This is a genomic window from Mesorhizobium sp. LSJC285A00, from assembly GCF_000503155.1.
In the GTDB taxonomy this organism is placed as follows: Bacteria; Pseudomonadota; Alphaproteobacteria; order Rhizobiales; family Rhizobiaceae; genus Mesorhizobium.
Genome location: NZ_AYVK01000008.1, coordinates 94,590 through 115,091, shown reverse-complemented (window position 1 = coordinate 115,091; position 20,502 = coordinate 94,590). Strand labels below are relative to the sequence as shown.

The following is a 20,502-nucleotide window of genomic DNA, read 5'->3' as shown; positions in this document are numbered from 1 at the left end:
TGGGGCGGTGCTTTTGACCGCCCGCTGGCGCGATACTCCCACTGTTTTCGGGAGAAAAGCAACTGTAAAACCGTTGCTTGCGGGATTTGCGGGTCCAGCCAATGCCGACGCCGGGTTAATGCATGTCGCCCAAAAGTGCGCAGCGGTTTTGGGACAACGACATGCATAAATAAGACAACCTGAAGCGCGTCGCATGAGGCCGTTCAGGCGCGACGCGCCTTAGACGATGCAACGGCTGAAGAGGGCGGCTGAACCGGGCCAGGGCAGGGGCCTCAAGGTTTGAGGCCGGTCATGCGCTCGATGAAGTCGGCTATCCCTCCCGTGTCGTCGAGATCGAACACCGGCAGGCTTTCGCCGGTAACCGCGAAGTCGGCGGCAATCGCCACGATATGTCCGTCGTTCGCCGACAGCGGCGAGCGGTCCTTGGCCTCCTGCCGCCGGGTTTCGATCTTTTTGTGCACCTCGCGCTTGTAGCCTTCGACCAGCACGATATCGCACGGTGCCAGCCGCGACAGGACCGTCTCCAGCGTCGGCTCGTCCTCACTGCGCAATTCATGCATCAGCGCCCAGCGTTTGCCCGACACCACCGCGACTTCGGTGGCGCCCGCCTGGCGGTGGCGAAAGCTGTCGGCGCCAGGCTTGTCGATGTCGAACTCATGATGGGCGTGTTTGACCGTCGACACCGTCCAGCCGCGCCGGACGAGCTCTGTGACCAGCTTCTCGGTCAGTGTGGTCTTGCCGGAATTCTTCCAGCCGGTGATGCCGAAGATGTTCATGGGCCGATGCTCTGCAACAGACGCTCGGCCACCGCAAGGTCGTGCGGTGTGTTGATGTTGAAGAAGGGGTCGATCTCGTCACTGCCGTGGGCCAGCAACGGAAATTCCACTTCGACACAGTCGTGCCGCTCGATGAAGGCGGAGACGCGCCTGTTGTCCTCGTGGATCAGAAAGTGGCGGAGTGCCTGGCCTAGCCCAAGCGGCCACAGCGCGAAGGTCGGATGCGGCCGGCCGCCGGAACTGGCAACCGCAATCGAGCCTGGTCGCTCGTCAACAGCCGCAGCCAGCCTCACGACTAGGTCCACCGGCAGGAACGGCGTGTCGCCGGCGGCCGTCGCCAATGCCTTGAAAGCGGTATTCGCTGCCGCCCATTCGAGGCCGGTGAGGATTCCGGCAAGCGGTCCGGCATAGCCTTCGACCGCATCGGCGAGAACCGGAAGACCGGCCGCGGCGAAGCGCGCCGGGTCACCATTGGCGCTGAGCGCCAGCGATCCGACCTGCGGCGCCAGGCGGGCAACGACATGGTCGAGAAGCGGACGCCCGCCAAGCGCCAGCAAAGTCTTGTCGCCGCCGCCCATGCGCCGTGACAGGCCTCCGGCCAGGATAATTCCTGCAATGTCTTGGCTCATGGCCAAACTATATGCCGTCCGGCGCCATGTCGGGTCCAGCGCTTTCGGCTGCGGGTTTTTGCCGTCCGGCGACCCGCTCGCGATAGAGCGCGTAGAGGCCGGAGCCGATGATGATGGCGGAGCCGAAGATCATCGGCAGGTCGGGAACATCGCCGAAGATGATGAGGCCAAGCAGCATCGACCAAAAGAGGGCGGTGTAGCGGAATGGCGCAATGAAGGAGATGTCGCCAGCCCGCATTGCCATGATGATGAACTGGTAGCCGATCAGCACCAGCACCGCCGCCAATGCCAGAAGTGCCGTGCCTTTGCCGGACATCGGCGTCCAGCCGCCCATCGGCGACAGCAGCACGGCGCCAACGATGGTCATGGCGATTGCCGTTGCCGTCGACACCAGCAAGGTCGGGATAGCCCTCGGGATGCGCTTGGTGGCGAGGTCACGTACTGCGCAACAGGCGACGCTGACGAGTGCGCACAACGAATAGACGCTGAAGCCTTCGAAGCCTGGCCGCACGATGATCAGCACGCCGCCAAAGCCGACCGCGATCGCCAGCCAGCGCCGCCAGCCGACACCTTCGCTGAATACGAGTGCCGCCCCCATCGTCACCGCCAGCGGCAGCGCCTGCAGCACCGCGGAGACATTGGCGATCGGCAGATGCGCCAATGCGACAAGGAAGGCGACGGTGGCGCCGGCCTCGGCGACCACGCGAAGCGCCACCAGCGGCTGCAGCATCGAGCCCGGCCGTGCGAGCGCACCTTGCTGCCAGGCGAGCAGGCCGACGAGTAGCGACGCAAAGGCGCCGCGCACCAGCATGACCTGCGCCATGTTCATCGATTCCGACGAGAACTTGGTGATGGCGTCGTTGAGGGTGAAGCCGATCATGGCCACCATCATGCACAGCGCGCCGCGAATGTTTGGGGAAAGAGGCAAGGGCGTTACCGGTTTTGCAAGAGCAATTCCAGGAAAAGTGTGAAACGGTTTTCCGTCCGGAATTGCGTGAAAACAAAGAATAAAGCGGTTCGACGTTTCGGCGAAACGGTGAACCGCTCAAGCCTGTAGCAGCCGGCGGCAAGACAGCAACGTCAAAGAAATAGGCCACGGATTTTCACCAGTGGCCCATAGAAATTCCCTGAGAGGGCTGGCCGGATGACCGGCAGGCTCATTTCGGGGTCAGCACCTCGGTGCCGCTGCCGTTCTTGCCGGCGATGGTCCACAGGCCGTGCAGCGAGCCGTCATCTTCTACCTTATAGACGACGAGACCGATTTCCTTGCCCATGACATAGCCGGCGGAGAAGGCATCGTCGTTGCGCATGCAGATGCCGTCCGACGATGATCCGCCCGTCTCCCAATGGATGGTACAGGTGGTCTCGCTGGTCAGCGTGATGGTGGCTTCGCCGCCATATTTCGAGCCGTCGAAATTGGTGCCCGCGACGGTGTAGCTGCCGCCGATGGACTGTGCTGCTGCCGGCGCGGCGGCAAACCCAAGCATTGCAAGAGAAAGTAAGAATGTGCGCATGTCGTATTCCCCCAAACCGAGCGACGAGCCGCTATATCAAGGAATCTAGGCTCGAACGCGCTTGCGGTAAATCCGCCAGCTATATGCCCATGAGACTTTTTCTGGTGTGTGTCCGAAAAGCTCACAGTCCTTTGAGGCTGCCGGCAATGGCGCCGACCAGCGGATCGTATTTCGCTTTAACGGCCGGCGGATAGTCGATCCGCACGGTGCGGATGACGCCGTCCTTGCCGAACAGGCGCCGTTCGTAAAAGATCTTGCCATCCTTCAGTCCCGACAGCACCGCCCAGTTCTTGCCGGTCTTGCTGTAGCTGATCTGGTAGCCCGCTTCCTTGATTGCCTTCTCCTCGGCGACGAAGCTCTTTGGGGTGTCGTCACTGACGTTGAAAATACCGGAGCAGATCAGGCTGGCGCCGTCGGCGCTGAGCCATTGCTGTCCGTCGCCATTGTACGGCTCGGGCTGGCGATCGGTAAAGATGTCGTCCGGAAAGGTGCAGACCGTGCCGAAGCGCGCATTGGTGTAGGTGAACGGCGCTGCATTGGCGCTGCCTGCCGCGATCAGTGCAACTGCCAATCCAATGGAAAGACGCTTCATTCGATGTCTCCAGTGAACTAGAGCAATTCCAGGAAAAGTGTGATCGGTTTTCCGTCCGGAATTGCGCAAAAAACAAAGACATAGAGCGGTTCGCCGTGAAACGGTGAACTGCTCTATGGAGACACTCCTTGCACCAAATCGCGGAAAAATCAGCCGCCGGTGACGCTCATATGCCTCGATACCGAGGGGCGGCTCGTGCGGCGGTCGATGATGAAATCATGGCCCTTCGGCTTGCGGCCGATCGCTTCGTCGATGGCAGCAGCGACCAGTTCGTTGCCTTCCGAGGTACGCAACGGCGCGCGCAGGTCGGCGGCATCCTCCTGGCCCAGGCACATATAGAGCGTGCCGGTGCAGGTCAGCCGCACGCGGTTGCAGCTTTCGCAGAAATTATGCGTCATCGGCGTGATGAAGCCCAGCCTGCCGCCGGTCTCTGCGACATGGACGTAGCGGGCCGGACCGCCGGTCTTGTAGGGGATGTCGCTCAGCGTGAACTGGCGCTCGAGCGAAGCGCGCAGCAGCGATAGCGGCAGATACTGGTCGGTCCGGTCGGCGTCGATCTCGCCCATCGGCATGGTTTCGATGACGGTCAAGTCCATGCCGCGGCCATGCGCCCAGCGCATCATCTCCGGCAGCTCGACGTCGTTGAAGTCCTTCAGCGCAACGGCGTTGAGCTTCACCTTCAGCCCCGCCGCCTGCGCGGCATCGATGCCTTGCATGACCTTGCCGAGATGGCCCCAGCGGGTGATGGCGTGGAACTTGTCGGCATCGAGCGTATCCAGCGAGACATTGATGCGCTCGACACCGCAATCGGCAAGCTCGGCGGCAAAGCGCGACAGCTGCGAGCCATTGGTGGTCAGCGTCAACTCTTCCAGCGCGCCGCTCTTCAGGTGCCGCGACAGCTGGCGCACCAGATGCATGATGTTCTTGCGCACCAGCGGCTCGCCGCCGGTGAGGCGCAGTTTGCGCACGCCCTTTTCGATGAAGACGGTGCAGAGCCGGTCGAGTTCCTCGAGCGACAGCAGGTCCTTCTTGGGCAGGAACGCCATGTCCTCGGCCATGCAATAGGTGCAGCGGAAATCGCAGCGGTCGGTGACCGACACGCGCAAGTAGCTGATCGTGCGACCGAAGGGATCGATCATGTCCATGCGTTCAAGCATTCCCGTGGCTGCGAGTGGCGCCGTTATATACGGCTATGTGATACGATCCAACCCGCCATTCAAGATAGCCGCTCTCGATCTTTGGTGACATTCCCTGGCCGACATCCGGTGTCGGCCGGGTCCAAATGGCCTTTTCCGCTCGCGCGAAGCAGCGTAGGGAAGGGCGGATTGACGGGATGCAGAACAATGACGGCGCCGAAGGAACTCAGGGTCTCGAAGGACAGAAAACTGCTGTCCGTCACCTTTCCCGATCATCGGCCGTTCGAATTGCCGGCCGAACTGCTGCGCGTCGCTTCACCCTCGGCCGAGGTGCAGGGCCATTCGCCGGACCAGCGGGTGACGGTTCCCGGCAAGCGCAACGTGGCCATCCTCAAGATCGAGCCGGTCGGCAACTACGCCGTGCGCATCACCTTTGACGATTTTCACGACACCGGCATCTTCACCTGGAATTACCTGCACACGCTTGGCCACGAAAAGGACGCGCGCTGGAATGCCTATCTCGCCGAGCTCCAGGAGAAGGGACTGAGCCGCGACCGCTAGTTCGGCACTGTCGGCAAAACGTCATTGACTGGGGGTAACGCTGGCAACGGTTCGGAGACGGGAAAATGTCTGACATCACCACGGTCGAACAGCTCGAAGCCCTCTACGGCCTGCCCGGCGAAGCGTCGACGGTCAAGGAACTCGACCACGTCATTCCCGAATATGCCGCCTTCATCGAAGCCTCGCCTTTTGTCGCCCTGGCGACGAGCGGGCCGGAAGGGCTGGACTGTTCGCCGCGCGGCGATCTCGCCGGCTTTGTGCGCATGCATGACCCGAAAACGCTGATGATGCCGGACAGGCGCGGCAACAACCGCGCCGATTCGCTTAAGAACATCATCCGCGATCCTCGCGTCGGGCTGCTGTTTCTTGTGCCGGGTTCGGGCACGACGCTGCGCGTCAACGGCCGCGCCCGCATCACCACCGACGCCGCGCTTTGCGCCTCCTTCGCCGTCGAAGGCAAGCCGGCGCGCTCGGTCACCTTGGTCGATGTCGATTCGGTCTATTTCCAGTGCGCCCGCGCCATCGTTCGCTCGGAGCTGTGGAACCCGGCAAAGCACGTCGACCCGAAATCGCTGCCGACACCCGGAACAATCCTGGAAGTCACCAGCCGCAAGAATATCGATGCCGGTACTTACGACAAGGAATGGCCGGAGCGGGCGAAGAAGACGATGTGGTGAGGTGGGAGGCGCGTGGATCGAACGGCTCAGGTATCCTTCAACACGTCATAGATCTTGCGCATCTGTTCGCCGATCATGTCGCACTGTTCCGCTGTCGACTGGCTCATCGCCTTTTCGATCAGCGCCATATGCACCTTCAGCGCCTTCATCAAAAGCTCCGTGCCGGCCTCGGTAAGCGTCAGCCGCAGGACGCGCTTGTCCTTCTCGTCGCCTTCGCGGCGCAGCAGGCCGCGCGCCTCGAGCTGCGGCAACAGCATGGTGATGTTGGAGCGGCCGACCAGCAGTTTGCGGGCGAGATCGTGCTGCGACATGCCGGGATGGCGATAGAGGTTCATCAGCACGTCGAGCTGCGCCGGCTTGAGATCCAGCGGCGCCAGCTTTACCGCCAGCGCACGCTCCAGCACATGGCAGGCGCGCGCCACCGCGACCCAGTTGCGAAAGCGCGGGTTGTCCCAGGGCAGCTCTTGTTTAATGTTCATGTTTGAACTATTATGTTCATGCTTGAACGGAATGGATGGATCGCCACTATGGCATCATTTGGACTGAAGGTCATCCGGGGCGTGTTCCGCGCCGCCGAGCATGTGGCGCCCCGCCTGAGCGGGCGCGCCGCCTTCGAACTGTTCTGCCGCACGCCGAGCGTGAAGGCGCTCAGTGACGGCGAGCGGCGTGCGGTCGACCGCGCCGCCGGCTTCATGGCCGAGGCGCGCCATCATCGGCTTACGACCAAGGCCGGCTGCGTCATGGTGCACGAATTCCGGCCCGAGCCGGGCAGGGCGTCCGCCGGCACGGTGCTGGTCGTCCATGGCTGGCGTTCGCGCACGGAATATATGCGCGCTCTGATCGAAGGCTTTCGCGATGCGGGCTACCGGGTCGCCTCGCTCGACCTGCCGGGCCATGGCCAGTCGCTGGGCCGTCATCTCAACATGGTCAATGCGGTCGAGGCGGTCAGGGTCGCCGGCGAATGGTTCGGTCCGTTCAAGGCGATAGTCGGCCATTCCTTCGGTGGCGCCGTCGCCGCCAATGCCATTGCCGGTTCGATCAAGGGTATCCAGCCCGTCGCGGCCGAGCGGCTGGTGCTGGTCGCCGCGCCAAGTTCCCTGCCGGCGATCTTCGCCGACTTCAGCCGCATGCTCAATGTCGGTCCGCGTTCGCAGGTTTCCATGGCCGATCAGGTGAAAAGGCTGTCGGGCCGGCCGCTGCATGAATTCACCGGCGACCGCCAGTTGGCTGAGGCGCCGGTGCCGACGCTGGTCATCCACGCGCCGGACGACCGCGAAGTCCCCGCCGATCATGCCACACGTTATGCCGGCGCCGGCAGCCATGTGCGGCTGCACTGGGCCGATGGGCTCGGCCACCGTCGCATTCTCGCCGACAAAGGTGTTGTCGAACGCGCTGTGACTTTTGTCAAAAACGAGCGCGAGCCGATACTGCATTGATTCCAATGGGTGTATTGTCGACTCCGACAACGCCGGAGCGGTGAGCTAACCGTTCTTCTTGCCGCCCGGCTCGACGGGCAATCCGGCCGCCTTCCAGGCGGTATAGCCGCCAAGGATGTGCTTGACCGGCGACAGCCCCATATCCTGCGCCGTCTTGGTGGCCAGCGCCGAGCGCCAGCCGCCGGCGCAAAAGAAGACGAAGCTTTTGCCCGAGGCGAAGAACGGCTTGTGGTAGGGGCTTTCGGGATCGATCCAGAATTCCAGCATGCCGCGAGTGACATGTTTGGCGCCGGGGATCTGGCCGTCCCGCTCGATCNATCGATCCAGAATTCCAGCATGCCGCGAGTGACATGTTTGGCGCCGGGGATCTGGCCGTCCCGCTCGATCTCGCGTGGATCGCGCAGGTCGACGAAGATGGTGTCCTCGTCGTCGAGCAGCCCGGCCGCTTCCTCGGGCGAGACCACCTCGATCTCGGCATTGGCCTCGTCGAGCAACTCGCGATACCCTTTTTTCACGGATGATCCCTCCCGGCGCATTTCGCCGCCGACTGGATTTCCAGCACAAGCTCCGCGCTTTGTCACGCTGTTCCGACCAGCCCCTGCCACGCCGCCATCGCTCCGGCCACTGTGGCCATGAGCGCGTCGCACGAGGCGCCGTCGCGGGCCTGAATCGACATGCCGTGCTGGACCGTCGCATAGAAGGTCGCCGCCGCGTTGCTGTCGAAGCCCGCCGGCAATTCGCCTTCCGCCACACCGCGTTCCAGCCGTCTCAGCAAGAGGGTGTGGTTTTCGGCGCGGCGGCGGCGCAAATCATCGCAGATCGCGCCGCTGCTTGAATCCTGGTGCAGTGCGCCCAGTGCGATGAGACAGCCCTGCGGGCGGTCGTCCTGAGAGTACGCTTTTGCCGTCTGACGCAGGAAATTCTCGATCGCCTGGCATGCCGTCGGCGCTTCGTCCAGCGCGCTCCAGATCTCGGTGCCTTCGTTGCGGGTGTAATACTCGGTCGCTTCCAGAAACAGCGCCTCCTTGCTGCCGAAGGCGGCATAGAGGCTGGGCGAGCTGATCCCCATCGCCGCGGTCAGGTCGGCGATCGAGGTGCCCTCATAGCCTTTGGCCCAGAACAGCTCCATCGCCTGCCGCAAGGCGGCGGTTCGATCGAAGGTGCGGGGACGGCCTCTTTCCGGCATGACGATCTTTTCTGTGTTGATCGATACATAATTCACTTGACGTCGCCAGGCAAGGTTGCCAGATATTTATGTATCGATCGTTACATAACGGAGAATGACATGTCAGCGAACGGATTGAACGGCAAGGCAGCACTGGTCACCGGCGGCAGCCGCGGCATAGGTGCTGCGATAGCAAAACGGCTTGCGGCCGATGGCGCCGACGTCGCCATCACCTACGTCAACAGCTCGGCGCCGGCCCAAGCTGTCGTCGCCGAGATTATAGCGGCAGGTGGTCGCGCGATCGCCATCCAAGCCGACAATCGCGACGCCGCCGCCATCGAAGGCTCGGTCGCCGAGGCGGTGAATGCCTTCGGCCAGCTCGACATCCTGGTCAACAGCGCCGGCATCTGGCGCGCGGCGCCCATCGAACAGATGTCGCTGGCCGACTTTGACGAGACCATTGAGGTCAATCTGAGAGCGCCGTTCGTGGCCTCGAAGGCGGCAGCGGCTCACATGGGCGAGGGCGGCCGCATCATTTCGATCGGCAGCAATCTGGCCGAGCGCGTCACCGACACCAGCCTCAGCGCCTATTCGACCAGCAAGGCTGCGCTGGTCGGCCTGACCAAGGCGCTGGCGCGAGACCTCGGTCCGCGCGGCATCACCGCCAACGTCGTTCATCCCGGTTCGACCGACACCGACATGAACCCGGCCGAAGGCCCGCATGCCGAACACCAGCGGCGGAAGATGGCGACGCCCCGCTTCGGCAAGGCTGACGAGATCGCCGGCATGGTTGCCTGGCTCGCCGGTCCGGAAGGGCGCTTCGTCACCGGCGCCGCGCTCACCATCGACGGTGGCGCCAACGCCTGAAGCAGCAGCCGCTTTGACCGGTCTGGAGCGGCAACGCCGCTCCAGACGTCACGATGTTGTGAAACCGTTCTGCAACAGGCCTGCGGAAATTTATGGAAGCTTAACGAAATCGGTATGAATCGGTATAGTAGCGCCTTACATCCGCCATGCGGTTGGCAAGATCGTCTAGCGGCGCGGAACGGGAGCCGGCTTGCAGCCGGAGCGGGTGATTAATGAAATTCCTCGGAAATAAAGCCACCGTGATGCCGCTTGCAGTGGCGGCAGCACTGGCCTTCGGTGTGCCGCAGGCAAGCGCGCAAGGCCTGTTCGACATGCTGTTCGGCGGTGGCGTCAAGCACAGGCCGCAAGGCGAATTCCCGCCGCCGCCAAAGCGCAAGCCGAAGCCCGCCGTATCGGGCGGCGGCGGCACCAGGATCAGCAGCCCGTCCTACTACACCTACAAGGCCGACCGGCTGGTGCGCGTCGACTTTGCCGCGTTGGTGGCAGCACCTCCCCAGGTGGCAACAGCTGAAGACGCCGCCTTTGTGCCGTCGGCGACCAGCACTGCCTTCCGCGAAGCCGTTGCAGGCCTTAGTGACTATGAACTCTATGCCGAGCCCGATATCGCCAAGGCACTGATTGCCTATTACTCTGCCAATCCTGATTTCATCTGGGTGAACGAGGGCAATCCCAATGCCCGCGCCCAGGATGCGGTGCGGGTGCTTGGCGAAGCCGCAAGCTATGGTCTCACGTCGGCCGACTACACGGTCGAGGTGCCGGCAGCCAACGCATCGGCAGTCGATGCCGACGCCCATCTGAAGGAACTCGTCCGCTTCGAGATGGCGCTGTCGGCGCGCGTACTGCGCTATGCCCGTGACGCCCAGAGCGGGCGCGTCGATCCCAATCGCATCACCGGCTACTATGAATTTCCGCCGAAGCCGGTCGACATGGAAGGCGCGCTCAAGACGCTGGCTCACACCCAGGAAGTGCGCACCTACCTCGAATCGCGGCACCCGCAGAACGCGGAATATCAGGCGCTGCGCGTCGAACTTGAATCGCTGCAGGCGAGCGCCGAAAACGAAATCGTCGTCGATCCCAAGCTGTTGCTGAAGCCCGGCGAGACCAGCGCCGAACTGCCGAAGCTGCTGACGCTGATCGCGCGCAATCTCGATGACGAGATGGGCGGCGCCTATGGCGAGATCCTGTCTCGTCTCGGCACCAGCGATGTCTATGTTCCCGAACTGGTTCCGATCATCAAGGCCGTGCAGGTGAAGGCCGGCATGAAGGGCGATGGGGTCATCGGCCCGCGCACCGTCGCCTCGCTCGCCGGCACGTCCAAGGCCGACAGGCTGCAGAAGGTGCAGGTCGCGCTGGAAGAATTGCGCTGGATGCCGTCCGATCTCGGCAGCCCGCGGGTCTTCATCAACCAGCCCGCCTTCACCGCCAGCTATATCGACAATGGCGAGGAGAAGCTGAAGACCCGCGTCGTCATCGGCCGGACCACCAACCAGACCGCCTTCTTCTTCAAGGAGATCAAGCAGGTCGATTTCCATCCCTATTGGGGCGTGCCGCAGTCGATCATCGTCAACGAGATGCTGCCAAGGCTGCGTGGCGATCCGGGCTATCTCGACCGTGCCGGCTACGAGGTGACCGATTCGCGCGGCAGGCGGGTTCCCTCTTCCTCGGTCAATTGGGGCGCCTACGGCGCCAACATTCCCTACAGCGTGCGCCAGCAGCCGAGCGAAGCCAATGCGCTGGGCGAACTGAAGATCCTGTTCCCCAACAAGCACGCCATCTACATGCACGACACGCCGCAAAAATCCTTCTTCCAGCGCGATATGCGGGCGCTCAGCCATGGCTGTATTCGCCTTCAGGATCCACGTGGGATGGCGGCGGCGGTGCTCGGCGTCTCGGTCGACGACATCGCCGAAAAGCTCAAGCACGGCCATGCCAGCGAAGACGTGACACGCACGATTCCCGTCTATGTCTCCTACTTCACTGCCTGGCCGGACCTGTCCGGCAAAGTCGAATATTTCAACGATGTCTACGACCGCGACACGCGGCTGATGCAGGCGCTGGAAGCGACTGAAGCGGTGCGCTCGCCGACGAGCTGAAACCAGCGGAGTTCCTCGTTCAACGAACGAGGAACTCACTTTGTCTCTCTGGTTTTATTAGATTTTTGGCCGATGGACGGTCGCCCGTTTCCTGCGATCAGCGCTGGATGAGCGGACGCCGGAAGCCGGCGTCGCGGCCCGCGATCAGCCAATAGACCAGACCGGCTACGAGGCCGGCGGCGGCGATGATGCCGATATCGGCCCAGCGTCCGGCATCCTCTTCCGCGGCCGGCCAGACCAGGAAAAAGCCGGCTGCAGCGGCAGCGGCGCCAAACAGCATGTGCACCAGGAAATTGCGCAGGGCAAAGAATTCGGCGAGCAGCGCGAAGATCAGCGTCTGCAGGCCGGTCAGCACGATCGTCAAGAAATAGACGACCATGCCGAGCGGCGGCCACAGCAGCACGACAATGGGCGAAAATTGCATGGCGCCGAAATAGTCCGGCGCGTTGGGCAATACGGCGAGTGCGCAATATATCGCCACGACCGCGAACAATCCGATCAGCACCGAAACGAAATAGCCGGCAAGCATCATCAGGATGCGCTTCAAAACATGCTTAACCATGGCCATGCACCCCCGTGCCCTGCAACTGTTACGCGCACTCAGCCATCAAAGGCGGATCGGCGCAAGAGTGCATCCAGCAGTGCTTTGCGGCAAATCTTCAGGCGCCGCCGCATAGATGTTGCGAATCCGGCAAAATCCATGTGCCTTTTATCGTGAGGTCGACGCCGTAATAGACCCGCCCGCGCTCGTCGCCCTGCGGACAATCCCTCGGGATCGATATCAGGCACATGACGACAGGATCGCCGGCTTTCGAACTGGCAAGGCCAGGCTCCCGCTCGTAGGAAACCCCGGCGCCGCCATTGCTGAACCGCGTCACACTGCCGGCTTCAGGACTGGCCGTTTCCAGCGGGTCGTCGCCAAGCCGCGTAGTCAGCGCCGTGATGTGGGTGAAGGCGCATTGCCCGATCGACGAGGGCAGGGGCTGGTCGGGGCTGCCTGGATGGCGGGCTGCGGTGTCGAGCGCCTTCTTGCCGATCAGGGCGATGTTGTAATCCTGCACCCAGGACGGCGCATTGCCGTAGGTCTGCAGCGCATTGTTCTGGGCGCTGACGATGCAGGCGGCATCCTGCCCGCAGGCGTTCCTGTCAGTGATGAGCGCACGGGCGATCTTGCGCTTGTCGCGGCCAAAGGCTGGCTCGAAACCCGTAAAGGCCTTGGCGACCAAGGCATCAATTGCCGACAGTTGCGGGTCGGCACAGATCGCCTTTTCCACCGGCAGGCTGGCTTTGCGGCAGTCGAAGGATGGCCCGTCGGCACGCGCTGGACCAAGGCAGACCGCCGCGCCAGCCAGTGCAACGACAAGCGCAAGCGAGTTGGCAATTCGATTGGAAGAAAGCATGGTCGCCCCGTTGTCCGACAACTGCCACCATCGTAGGCAAAAAACGCGGCGGACGGAATTGCCGAAGCGGTGCGGTATCAGCGCTATTTCGGTTCGGCTGTTACGGGATCGAAGGTGATTTCGACTTTCGCCTTGTCGGCGGTGTAATAGGTGACGGTGTACCCGTCCTTGTCCCAGTCGACCTCCTTCACATAGCGAAAGCCGTCGCGCTGCTCGACCTTGGCGATGATTGCCGACAGTTTCTGGGCATTCGTCGGCGGCAGTGGGCTGTCATCCGCGGCAAAGGCCGTCGAGCCGGCCAGAAGAACGACGACGCCGGTCGCCAGAACAAGATTTCGCATGATTACCCTCATTTCACGTTGGTATGAACCGCACCGGAAACTCGCAGGCAGCACAGTTTGTTCCGAGTGCTGACGTCGCGCAGGTTCCGTGAAGCCCTGGATCGCCGCGCTCAGAGCTACGGCACGCCAATATTTGCGCCAACCGCCGGCCAACCATGAGTGCTGCCACGGCCCGCGCTGGACAACCCGATGGTGGTAGAGCTTTGCCCAAGACCCTGCTAGACTTCTGGTCCTGGCGGGGTGGCATGGCGCGCCAACCCCGCCGGAATCTTCATCTCTCAGCGCGCGGCGAAGTGTTTCAGGAACGGGTCGTCGCCTGTGCTGGACCAGAACCAGAAAGGGAGCGGGGGCTCGAACATGGCTGTACGGAACTACACCCGTCAGCTGGCGACAATCATTTCTATCGATGCCGTCGGGTTCTCCCGGCTGATGGGCATCGACGACGAGTCTGCTGTCGCGGCATTCGAGGAACGGCGCGACATCATCGCCGACAGCTGTGGCACATTTGGCGGCCGCACGTTCGGCGACGCCGGCGACAGCATCATGGCCGAGTTCGGCAATCCGATCGAGGCGTTGCGCGCGGCCTTTGATTTCCAGGGCCGCATCGTCGCCCTCAACGCCGAGGTTGCCGACGATATGCGCATGCCGTTTCGCGCCGGCATCAACACCGGCGACGTCATCGTGCGTGGTGGCCGCCTCTACGGCGACGACGTCAACATCGCCGCGAGAATCCAGGAATTCGCGCCGGGCGACGGTCTCGCCGTTTCGGAGACGACCTGGCACCATGTGAAGGACAAGACGGCGGCCGAATTCACCGATCTCGGCGAATTCAGGCTGAAGAACATCGCCTTGCCGGTGCGCGTTCTGATCGCCGGCCGCAGCGGCAACGGATCCTCGCCGGCGGCGTCGTTCGCGGCCATTCCCCAGGCCAATGCGCAGCAGAAGCTGTCGTCCAAGGGGCCGCCGGCGATCGCCGTCCTGCCCTTCCACGCCGATGGCGGCGAGCATGACATCGGCTACATGGCCGACGGCATCGCCGAGGACATCATCTATGGTCTATCCAACACCAGATGGCTCTCGGTCATCGCCAAGGGCTCCAGCTTCCAGTTCCGCGACGACACGCTGGGCACCCGGGTGATCGGCAACGCGCTCGGCGCGCGCTACATCGTCAGCGGCACGCTGATGCGCAATGGTGGCCAGATCCGCCTCAACACCTCGCTGGCCGACGCGTCCAACGGGCGGCTGGTGTGGTCGCAGCGCTTCGATCGCGATCTGGTCGACATCTTCAACCTGCGCGACCAGATCGGCGCTGAGATTGTTTCGATCCTCGACAAGGAGGTCGACCGGGCGGAACAGGCACGCACCTTCCAGGTTCCCTGGGAAAGCCTGGAGACCTGGCAACTGGTGCGACGCGGCCGCTGGCACATGAACCGGCGCACCCGTGGCGACACCGAAACCGCACTCGAGTTCTTCCAGAAGGCGTACCGCGAGGACGCCAACTCGAGCGCCGTGCTCAATGAACTGGCGTGGTGGTATTTCTGGCGGGCATGGCTGCGTTTCGGCGACAGCGACGATTTGAACAAGGTCGAGCAGTTTGCCCGCAAGGCGTTGCTGGTGGACAGCCTGGATGCACGCCCGCACGCCCATCTCGGCGCCGTCGACATCATGCGCGGCGAACCGCGATCGGCCGTCGACCATTTCGAGGAAGCGATCCACATCAATCCGAGCTTTGCCTTCGCGCGCTCGGCCATGGGCAGCGCCCAGCTGCTGCTCGGCAATGCCGCGTCAGCGATACCGTTCTTTCTCGATACCGAGCGATTGAGCCCGTTCGACCTCTACCGCTTCCACAATCTGGGGGAACTGACGGCGGCCTACTGTTTGGTCGAGAACTGGCCGGCGGCGATCGCTGCCGCCGATCGCTCGCTCAACCTGTCTCCCGGCTATTTTTATTCCAGGTTCCTGAAGATCGGCGCGCTGATGCGAAGCGGCCGGCCGGAACAGGCGCGGCGCGAGATGACCATTTTCACCACCCGGCATCCTGATTTTTCAGAACAGCGTGTGCGCTGGATACCTTTCACCGACAAGGCCGCGAACGAGTTCCTCGTCGCCAATTTCCGACTGGCCAAATGAACATGGCGTCAATGCTGGCTGGAACATGGACCAACTGTGAAAAGATTCACATACGTGCAACCGATGCAAACCTAGGCGTTGAACGGCCGGCATCGCAATAACGTGGATAGCCGGGGGGCTTGAACGCGCATGACCGAACTGAAGTATTTCGACGCTATTCGCGCGGCCCAGAAAAACCAGCGCCCGCTGTCGGAAATGCCGCCCTTCGATCTCGGCCGGATCCGGAAGACAGGGCTGATTGCGCGCATCGTCGGGTCTCTGGCCGAAGACCCCCGCTGGGCGCTTTCCTTGTTGCGGCGTTTCCGGCCGACCGGCAAGCTCTTCGGTGTTCTCGTGGTCACCAAGAACGCCGATGTCCGCGACATATTGGAGCGCGGCGACGAATTCCAGACCCCATACGGCCCGGAAATGACCGAGCTTGCCCGGGGATCCAACTTCATCCTCGGCATGCAGGACGGCGCCGACTACCGGCGCATGAAATCGTCGGTGCTGAGTGCATTCCCGCCGGCCGAGGTCGAAGCCGCCGTCAGGCCGATCGCGGCGCGTCATTCGCAAGAGATCATGACGCGCGCCAGCCCCGGCTTCGATGCGATCTCCAAGTTGATGAAGATCGTCCCGGTGCACATCTGCCGCGATTATTTCGGCGTCGAAATCGACGATGAATCCGAATTCGCCGACTGGGCGATCGCGCTGAGTGCGCTGTTCTTTTCGGACCCGACGGCGAGCCCCGTCATGCGCGAACTCGCAGTGGTGGCGGGCGACCGTCTTCTCAAAGTCATCGATCGCTCCATCCAGTCGGCGAGGGACCGGGGCTTGAAGGCCGAGCAACCGCTGGCGAGGCTGGTTGTCCAGACGGATCAGGGCCGCCTGTCGCGGGACGACCTCAATTCGATCATGCTGGGCATGATCGCCGGCTTCGTCCCGACCAATGTGTTGGCCGCCGGCAATTGCCTCGACGTGATCCTGTCGCGGCCCGACGCACGGCAGGCTATCGATGCCGCATTGGCCGAAAACGATACCGCCAAGCTCGACAGGGCCGTCCTTGAAGCCATGCGCTTCAAGCCGATCTGGGTCGGCCCCTGGCGCTACACGGCCCGCGACGCGATCATCGGCAAGGGTACGCGCCGCGAGCGCCTGGTGAAGGCCGGCACGGTGGTGATGCCGGCGACGCTGTCGGCGATGTTCGATGCCGACGCCGTGCAGAACCCGGACCAGTTCGACACATCGCGCCCGTATCGCGACTACATGGTCTTCGGCCACGGCATTCATCAGTGCATCGGCGCCGAGATTGCCAGGATCCAGATCGGCGAAAGCCTGCGCGCCCTGTTCCAGAAGCAGGGCGTGCGCCGCATGCCCGGCAAGGCCGGGCGGATGACCCGCATCGGCGCCTATCCCGAAACGCTCAAGGTCGATTTCGAACGGGCAGAACTCTGCCGCACCGTAACGCAGTCTATGGTGACGGTGGTCTGCCCGGTCACCCGATCCGCGTCGCTGGATGCTGTCCGCGACAAGGTTGCCAGCCTCGGCAACCCGGCCGTCGAAGATATCCGCACCGCGCTCGACATTGCCGGCACCGTCCACTTCACCAGCCTGACCGTGGTCGGCACCGGCGAGATCGGCGCTGATTCCGGTCAGGAAAAAGGAGCTCTGGTTCTCGAGATTTCCGGTGACGGCAGCATCGACGATGTCATCGATGCGGTCACGCACGCCATCGGGCACCGGCTGCGGCCGATCTTCAAGGATGTCTGCGATCTGCGCGATGGCGGCGCATTGAACGATTTCCTGCGCAAGCACAATGTCGACATATCGCCGTCCTTCGGCAGCAATGCCGGACTGGTGTTTTCGGGCACGCCGGGGCACTCGGTCCAGCGTATCAAGGCCGAGCAGCAGCTTTTCGAAGCCGTGCGCGACATCGTCGAGCGGCCACGCAAAGGCGCCGGCAACGCTCCTGCCGTGCTCGCTGAAGTTCGCCAGCATGTCCAGTCATTACGGACGTTTGCCTGGGCGTTCGAGCCGGCCGAGAGCCTGCTGGAAAAGCCGCCGGGTCATTGGGGCCGTGCCCTGATGACGACGTTGCTGGTACCGCCGGTCTTCGTCACGGTGGCGATCATCTGGGCTGCTTGCTGGTATATGACCTACGGTGTGGTGTTCGGCAGATCTATCGACATCAGTTCCCAGGAAATCTCCTTCACCGCCATAGCCGTAGCAATCACCTCACTTCTGTTGTCGGGACTTGGAGTGTTGGTGGCAGCGGCGCTGCTGGCGTTTTCGTGCTTGCTGGCGCTGCGACGCCGCGAGGACAGGGATCGGCCGGAAAGCACATCGATCGGCATATCTGAATTGAACGCGATACTCGTCAAGGAGGGCCACGCGGCACAAAACCATCTGACTGCGATTTCGACGATGAAGGCCGGCATTCTGCGGCGGCTGGCGCTCAGGTTTTCCTTCTACCTGATCTCGATAGCTGCCCAGAAGGTATTCAAGCCAGGCTTCCTCAACACCATCAACACCATCCATTTCGCCCGCTGGATACTGCTGCCCGGCTCCAACCGATTGATGTTCTTCTCCAACTACGGCGGCAGCTGGGAAAGCTATCTTGAGGACTTCATCGCCAAGGCGTCCGCTGGCCTCACCGGCGTGTGGAGCAACACCGTGGGCTATCCACGCACACGATGGCTGTTCCTGGACGGCGCGCGCGACGGCGATCGTTTCAAGCGCTGGGCGCGGCGCCAGCAGGTGCCGACCCTGTTCTGGTACTCCGCCTATCCCCAAATCAACACAGAGCGCATCCGGATCAATTCCCAGGTCAGGCGCGGCATTGCTTCCGCCGTCGGCAACGAGGCGCGCGACTGGCTGAGCTTGTTCGGTTCGCTACGGCGCCCGGCGAGCGAAACAACCACCGTTCAAAAGACCACTTCGCTGCTGGCCAATATCAGCTCTGCCTTTCCGGCGCCTCTCGAGCAGCAGCTGGAAACCGGCGAGATCCAGTCCATCTTCTTCGGCCCGCTCGGCCCGCTCGCTTATTCGCATATGCTTGCGATCCGGGTGCCGGACAAGTTGCCGGCGCCCAAGCGCAGAGCCTGGCTCGATTTCGTTGTCGAGCAGACGAGTTTCGGCGAAGGCAGGCCCGCCGGGCGAGCTATGATAGTCGCCTTTGGTCCCGGTGGCCTGCGGCAGTTTGGGCTCGACGAGGGTGTGGAGGGCGATCCACTGGAAACATTTCCGATCGCCTTTCGCCATGGCATGGGCAATCCCGAGCGTGGGCGCATACTGGACGACCGAGGCCGCGACGGCCCGGACGAATGGGAGTGGGGGTCGTTGGAGAACCCTGTGGACCTGGTCATCGTCTGCTATGCTGAAGACCCGGGACGGTTGAAGACCGAGATTGCCACCGTGAGACGAAAGACGACCGGTGCAGGCATGAAGGTCGTCGCCGAACTGCCGCTCGCCGTAAACCGGGGTCCGACCGACACGAAGACGAAATCGTCCGACGGGGCAAAGCGTGACGATCGGTCGGAACGTGGGCCAGCCTACGAGCATTTCGGTTTCGCGGACGGGATTTCGCAGCCGATTGTCCGCGGCACGACCCGCGCCAGCAGGGGCGCCGCGCCCATGCATCTGGTCGCGCCCGGCGAGTTCCTGTTCGGCTATCGTGATGAGCATGGGTTCTATCCAGCCTCGCCCTCGGTAAGCGCATCACGCGATCGGACCGGAATCCTTTCGCAGGTGCGCCGTAGCCGGCTGATTCCGGGCCTGCCGCCACCGCCGCGCGATTTCGGGCGCAACGGTTCATTCCTGGTTATTCGCCAGTTCGAGCAGCACGTCGACGTCTTCAACAACTACTGCAAAAAGGCTGCAGCCTTGGTCGCGAGCCAACTCGGCAACCAAGCCATCACGCAAGACTGGATTGCCGCCAAGATGCTCGGCCGCTGGCAGAACGGTAGCTCGCTGGTGCGAAACCCCGATCATCCGGGACGCGTCATCGACAACGACTTCGCCGCTGGCGCCGAGGATCCGCAAGGCCATCGCTGCCCGCTTGGTGCCCACATTCGCCGTTCCAACCCACGCGACTCGCTGGGTGAGGACCGCGATACGCAGATCAATATCGGCAAGCGCCATCGTATCCTGCGGGTCGGCCGTACCTATGAGAAGCAGGACGGCAAGAATGGCAAGGTCGAAAAAGGGCTGCTGTTCATGTGCCTCAACGCCGACATAGAGCGCCAGTACGAATTCATTCAGCAGACCTGGGTTTCGTCGGCCACGTTCCAGGGCCTCGTCGCTGAAAAGGACCCGACGATTGGTTCGCGCAGCGGTGATGGCAGGTTCACCATTCCGTCATGGGAAAAGGTCACGACGCTCCGTGACATGCCGCAATTCGTCACCACCAAGGGTGGTGGATACTTCTTCATGCCCAGCCGCTCGGCGCTGCGCTACCTGATTTCGCGGCTCTGAGTCTTAGCCGGGGCTGATTCGGGATCGGCGTCAGTCGTCGTCCTGCGATTCGGCGATATGGCGCAGCGCCCCGGTGTCGGTGATGCGCAGGCCGCCGCGTTTGATGGCAATGAACGAGCGGTTGCGCCAGTCGTTGAGCGTCTTGTTGACGGACTCGCGCGTGGCGCCGAGGAACTCTCCGAGTTCCGATTGCGAGATCGGGATCCAGCCGGCGCTGTCGGCCATCACCTTGGCCAGGAAGACCAGGCGTTTGGCGAGCCTCGCCTCGATGCCGAAGAAGGCCTGGTCGCCGAGTTCGCCGCTGACCCAGCGCAGCCGGGCGCACAGAAGTTCGATCATCGCGCGTGCCAGCGGTGGATTTCTCTCAATGCGATCAAAGAGTTGTGTCCTGCTGAGCGAAACCAGCTCGCAAGCGGTCAGGCAGATGGCGGTGGCGGTGCGTGGCCGCCCGTCAAGCGCGCCGATCTCGCCGACGAGGCTGCGCGACAGCTCGATATTGGCCACCAGCTTCTGCCCGCCAGGCGAATAGATCGAGATTTCCACCGTGCCGCTCATCACCCCGTAGATTCGGTCGGCGGCATCTTCCTGGACGAACAGATGCTGGCCGGCGGCGTAGCGCTCGACCTTGCAGCCGCTGAACAGGATATCGAACAGCTTTGGATCGATGCGTGCCAGGCGCGGCAAATCGTTTCTGTCGTTTGGGCCGCCAAAAGCCATGTTCCAAATTCCCAAT

Annotated in this window: 19 protein-coding genes and 1 pseudogene; 7 read left to right on the top strand and 13 right to left on the bottom strand. The window is 62.8% G+C overall.

Annotated features, from left to right (window positions below; translation table 11 throughout):
- Positions 1–272 precede the first annotated feature (272 nt).
- The 6 genes from mobB to moaA all read right to left on the bottom strand — a co-directional run bounded on the left by mobB (position 273) and on the right by moaA (position 4,656).
- A complete protein-coding gene (gene mobB / locus X726_RS159105; protein WP_023669005.1) occupies positions 273–776 on the bottom strand; it encodes a molybdopterin-guanine dinucleotide biosynthesis protein B in 504 nt (167 codons plus the stop codon).
- Entirely contained in the window at positions 773–1,405 is a 633-nt protein-coding gene (gene mobA / locus X726_RS159110; protein WP_023669004.1) for a molybdenum cofactor guanylyltransferase MobA, read from the bottom strand. Before mobA ends, mobB begins: the two co-directional genes overlap by 4 nt.
- A 7-nt stretch (positions 1,406–1,412) precedes the next feature.
- Positions 1,413–2,333 carry a DMT family transporter gene (locus X726_RS159115; RefSeq protein ID WP_023669003.1) on the bottom strand — a complete coding sequence of 307 codons (921 nt, stop codon included), beginning with the start codon at positions 2,331–2,333 and terminating at the stop codon, positions 1,413–1,415.
- 229 nt (positions 2,334–2,562) lie between these two features.
- Entirely contained in the window at positions 2,563–2,919 is a 357-nt protein-coding gene (locus tag X726_RS159120) for a hypothetical protein (protein ID WP_023669002.1), read from the bottom strand.
- A 121-nt stretch (positions 2,920–3,040) separates the two neighbouring features.
- On the bottom strand, positions 3,041–3,511 hold the full coding sequence (locus tag X726_RS159125; protein ID WP_023669001.1) for a hypothetical protein: 471 nt from the start codon (positions 3,509–3,511) through the stop codon (positions 3,041–3,043).
- Between the two features lie 149 nt (positions 3,512–3,660).
- Entirely contained in the window at positions 3,661–4,656 is a 996-nt protein-coding gene (gene moaA / locus X726_RS159130) for a GTP 3',8-cyclase MoaA (protein ID WP_031214771.1), read from the bottom strand.
- 198 nt (positions 4,657–4,854) lie between these two features.
- Between moaA and X726_RS159135 the strand changes: the two genes are divergently transcribed.
- Positions 4,855–5,208, top strand: coding sequence for a DUF971 domain-containing protein (locus X726_RS159135; RefSeq protein ID WP_023668999.1), 354 nt, complete (start codon positions 4,855–4,857; stop codon positions 5,206–5,208).
- Positions 5,209–5,273: 65 nt separating this feature from the next.
- Complete coding sequence (locus tag X726_RS159140; RefSeq protein ID WP_023668998.1) at positions 5,274–5,885, top strand: pyridoxamine 5'-phosphate oxidase family protein; 612 nt, start codon at positions 5,274–5,276, stop codon at positions 5,883–5,885.
- Between the two features lie 26 nt (positions 5,886–5,911).
- Here X726_RS159140 and X726_RS159145 read toward each other — a convergent pair whose 3' ends face one another.
- On the bottom strand, positions 5,912–6,364 hold the full coding sequence (locus tag X726_RS159145) for a MarR family transcriptional regulator (RefSeq protein WP_023668997.1): 453 nt from the start codon (positions 6,362–6,364) through the stop codon (positions 5,912–5,914).
- Between the two features lie 48 nt (positions 6,365–6,412).
- Between X726_RS159145 and X726_RS159150 the strand changes: the two genes are divergently transcribed.
- Positions 6,413–7,321 carry an alpha/beta fold hydrolase gene (locus X726_RS159150; RefSeq protein ID WP_023668996.1) on the top strand — a complete coding sequence of 303 codons (909 nt, stop codon included), beginning with the start codon at positions 6,413–6,415 and terminating at the stop codon, positions 7,319–7,321.
- A gap of 45 nt (positions 7,322–7,366) precedes the next feature.
- On the opposite strand, the pseudogene X726_RS01000000166755 reads toward X726_RS159150, so the two are convergent.
- A pseudogene (locus X726_RS01000000166755) lies at positions 7,367–7,836 on the bottom strand (rhodanese-like domain-containing protein).
- A gap of 62 nt (positions 7,837–7,898) precedes the next feature.
- A complete protein-coding gene (locus X726_RS159155) occupies positions 7,899–8,507 on the bottom strand; it encodes a TetR/AcrR family transcriptional regulator (RefSeq protein ID WP_023668995.1) in 609 nt (202 codons plus the stop codon).
- Positions 8,508–8,606: 99 nt separating this feature from the next.
- On the opposite strand from X726_RS159155, the gene X726_RS159160 reads away from it, so the two are divergent.
- The gene (locus X726_RS159160) at positions 8,607–9,353 is read left to right on the top strand and encodes a 3-oxoacyl-ACP reductase family protein (RefSeq protein ID WP_023668994.1); all 747 of its coding nucleotides are present in this window, start codon (positions 8,607–8,609) and stop codon (positions 9,351–9,353) included.
- 212 nt (positions 9,354–9,565) lie between these two features.
- Positions 9,566–11,446 (top strand): murein L,D-transpeptidase, encoded by a 1,881-nt coding sequence (locus X726_RS159165; RefSeq protein ID WP_023668993.1) that lies wholly within the window; start codon positions 9,566–9,568, stop codon positions 11,444–11,446.
- A 97-nt stretch (positions 11,447–11,543) separates the two neighbouring features.
- On the opposite strand, the gene X726_RS159170 is transcribed toward X726_RS159165, so the two are convergent.
- The 3 genes from X726_RS159170 to X726_RS159180 form a co-directional block, all read right to left on the bottom strand.
- Complete coding sequence (locus tag X726_RS159170) at positions 11,544–12,014, bottom strand: hypothetical protein (protein WP_023668992.1); 471 nt, start codon at positions 12,012–12,014, stop codon at positions 11,544–11,546.
- Between the two features lie 91 nt (positions 12,015–12,105).
- The gene (locus X726_RS159175; RefSeq protein ID WP_023710496.1) at positions 12,106–12,846 is read right to left on the bottom strand and encodes a lysozyme inhibitor LprI family protein; all 741 of its coding nucleotides are present in this window, start codon (positions 12,844–12,846) and stop codon (positions 12,106–12,108) included.
- An 83-nt stretch (positions 12,847–12,929) separates the two neighbouring features.
- A complete protein-coding gene (locus X726_RS159180; RefSeq protein ID WP_023668990.1) occupies positions 12,930–13,187 on the bottom strand; it encodes a PepSY domain-containing protein in 258 nt (85 codons plus the stop codon).
- Positions 13,188–13,544: 357 nt separating this feature from the next.
- Here X726_RS159180 and X726_RS159185 point away from each other — a divergent pair, with 357 nt between their 5' ends.
- Positions 13,545–15,317, top strand: a complete 1,773-nt coding sequence (locus tag X726_RS159185) for an adenylate/guanylate cyclase domain-containing protein (RefSeq protein ID WP_023668989.1) — start codon at positions 13,545–13,547, stop codon at positions 15,315–15,317.
- Positions 15,318–15,446: 129 nt separating this feature from the next.
- Complete coding sequence (locus X726_RS159190; protein ID WP_023668988.1) at positions 15,447–19,769, top strand: cytochrome P450; 4,323 nt, start codon at positions 15,447–15,449, stop codon at positions 19,767–19,769.
- Between the two features lie 30 nt (positions 19,770–19,799).
- On the opposite strand, the gene X726_RS159195 is transcribed toward X726_RS159190, so the two are convergent.
- Positions 19,800–20,486, bottom strand: a complete 687-nt coding sequence (locus tag X726_RS159195; protein ID WP_023668987.1) for a Crp/Fnr family transcriptional regulator — start codon at positions 20,484–20,486, stop codon at positions 19,800–19,802.
- Positions 20,487–20,502: the final 16 nt, after the last annotated feature.

Coding starts and splice junctions, on each gene's coding strand:
- mobB (WP_023669005.1), bottom strand. CDS start 776: ATGAACATCTTCGGCATCACCGGCTGGAAGAATTCCGGCAAGACCACA.
- mobA (WP_023669004.1), bottom strand. CDS start 1,405: ATGAGCCAAGACATTGCAGGAATTATCCTGGCCGGAGGCCTGTCACGG.
- X726_RS159120 (WP_023669002.1), bottom strand. CDS start 2,919: ATGCGCACATTCTTACTTTCTCTTGCAATGCTTGGGTTTGCCGCCGCG.
- X726_RS159125 (WP_023669001.1), bottom strand. CDS start 3,511: ATGAAGCGTCTTTCCATTGGATTGGCAGTTGCACTGATCGCGGCAGGC.
- moaA (WP_031214771.1), bottom strand. CDS start 4,656: ATGGACATGATCGATCCCTTCGGTCGCACGATCAGCTACTTGCGCGTG.
- X726_RS159135 (WP_023668999.1), top strand. CDS start 4,855: ATGACGGCGCCGAAGGAACTCAGGGTCTCGAAGGACAGAAAACTGCTG.
- X726_RS159140 (WP_023668998.1), top strand. CDS start 5,274: ATGTCTGACATCACCACGGTCGAACAGCTCGAAGCCCTCTACGGCCTG.
- X726_RS159145 (WP_023668997.1), bottom strand. CDS start 6,364: ATGAACATTAAACAAGAGCTGCCCTGGGACAACCCGCGCTTTCGCAAC.
- X726_RS159150 (WP_023668996.1), top strand. CDS start 6,413: ATGGCATCATTTGGACTGAAGGTCATCCGGGGCGTGTTCCGCGCCGCC.
- X726_RS159155 (WP_023668995.1), bottom strand. CDS start 8,507: ATGCCGGAAAGAGGCCGTCCCCGCACCTTCGATCGAACCGCCGCCTTG.
- X726_RS159160 (WP_023668994.1), top strand. CDS start 8,607: ATGTCAGCGAACGGATTGAACGGCAAGGCAGCACTGGTCACCGGCGGC.
- X726_RS159165 (WP_023668993.1), top strand. CDS start 9,566: ATGAAATTCCTCGGAAATAAAGCCACCGTGATGCCGCTTGCAGTGGCG.
- X726_RS159170 (WP_023668992.1), bottom strand. CDS start 12,014: ATGGCCATGGTTAAGCATGTTTTGAAGCGCATCCTGATGATGCTTGCC.
- X726_RS159175 (WP_023710496.1), bottom strand. CDS start 12,846: ATGCTTTCTTCCAATCGAATTGCCAACTCGCTTGCGCTTGTCGTTGCA.
- X726_RS159180 (WP_023668990.1), bottom strand. CDS start 13,187: ATGCGAAATCTTGTTCTGGCGACCGGCGTCGTCGTTCTTCTGGCCGGC.
- X726_RS159185 (WP_023668989.1), top strand. CDS start 13,545: ATGGCTGTACGGAACTACACCCGTCAGCTGGCGACAATCATTTCTATC.
- X726_RS159190 (WP_023668988.1), top strand. CDS start 15,447: ATGACCGAACTGAAGTATTTCGACGCTATTCGCGCGGCCCAGAAAAAC.
- X726_RS159195 (WP_023668987.1), bottom strand. CDS start 20,486: ATGGCTTTTGGCGGCCCAAACGACAGAAACGATTTGCCGCGCCTGGCA.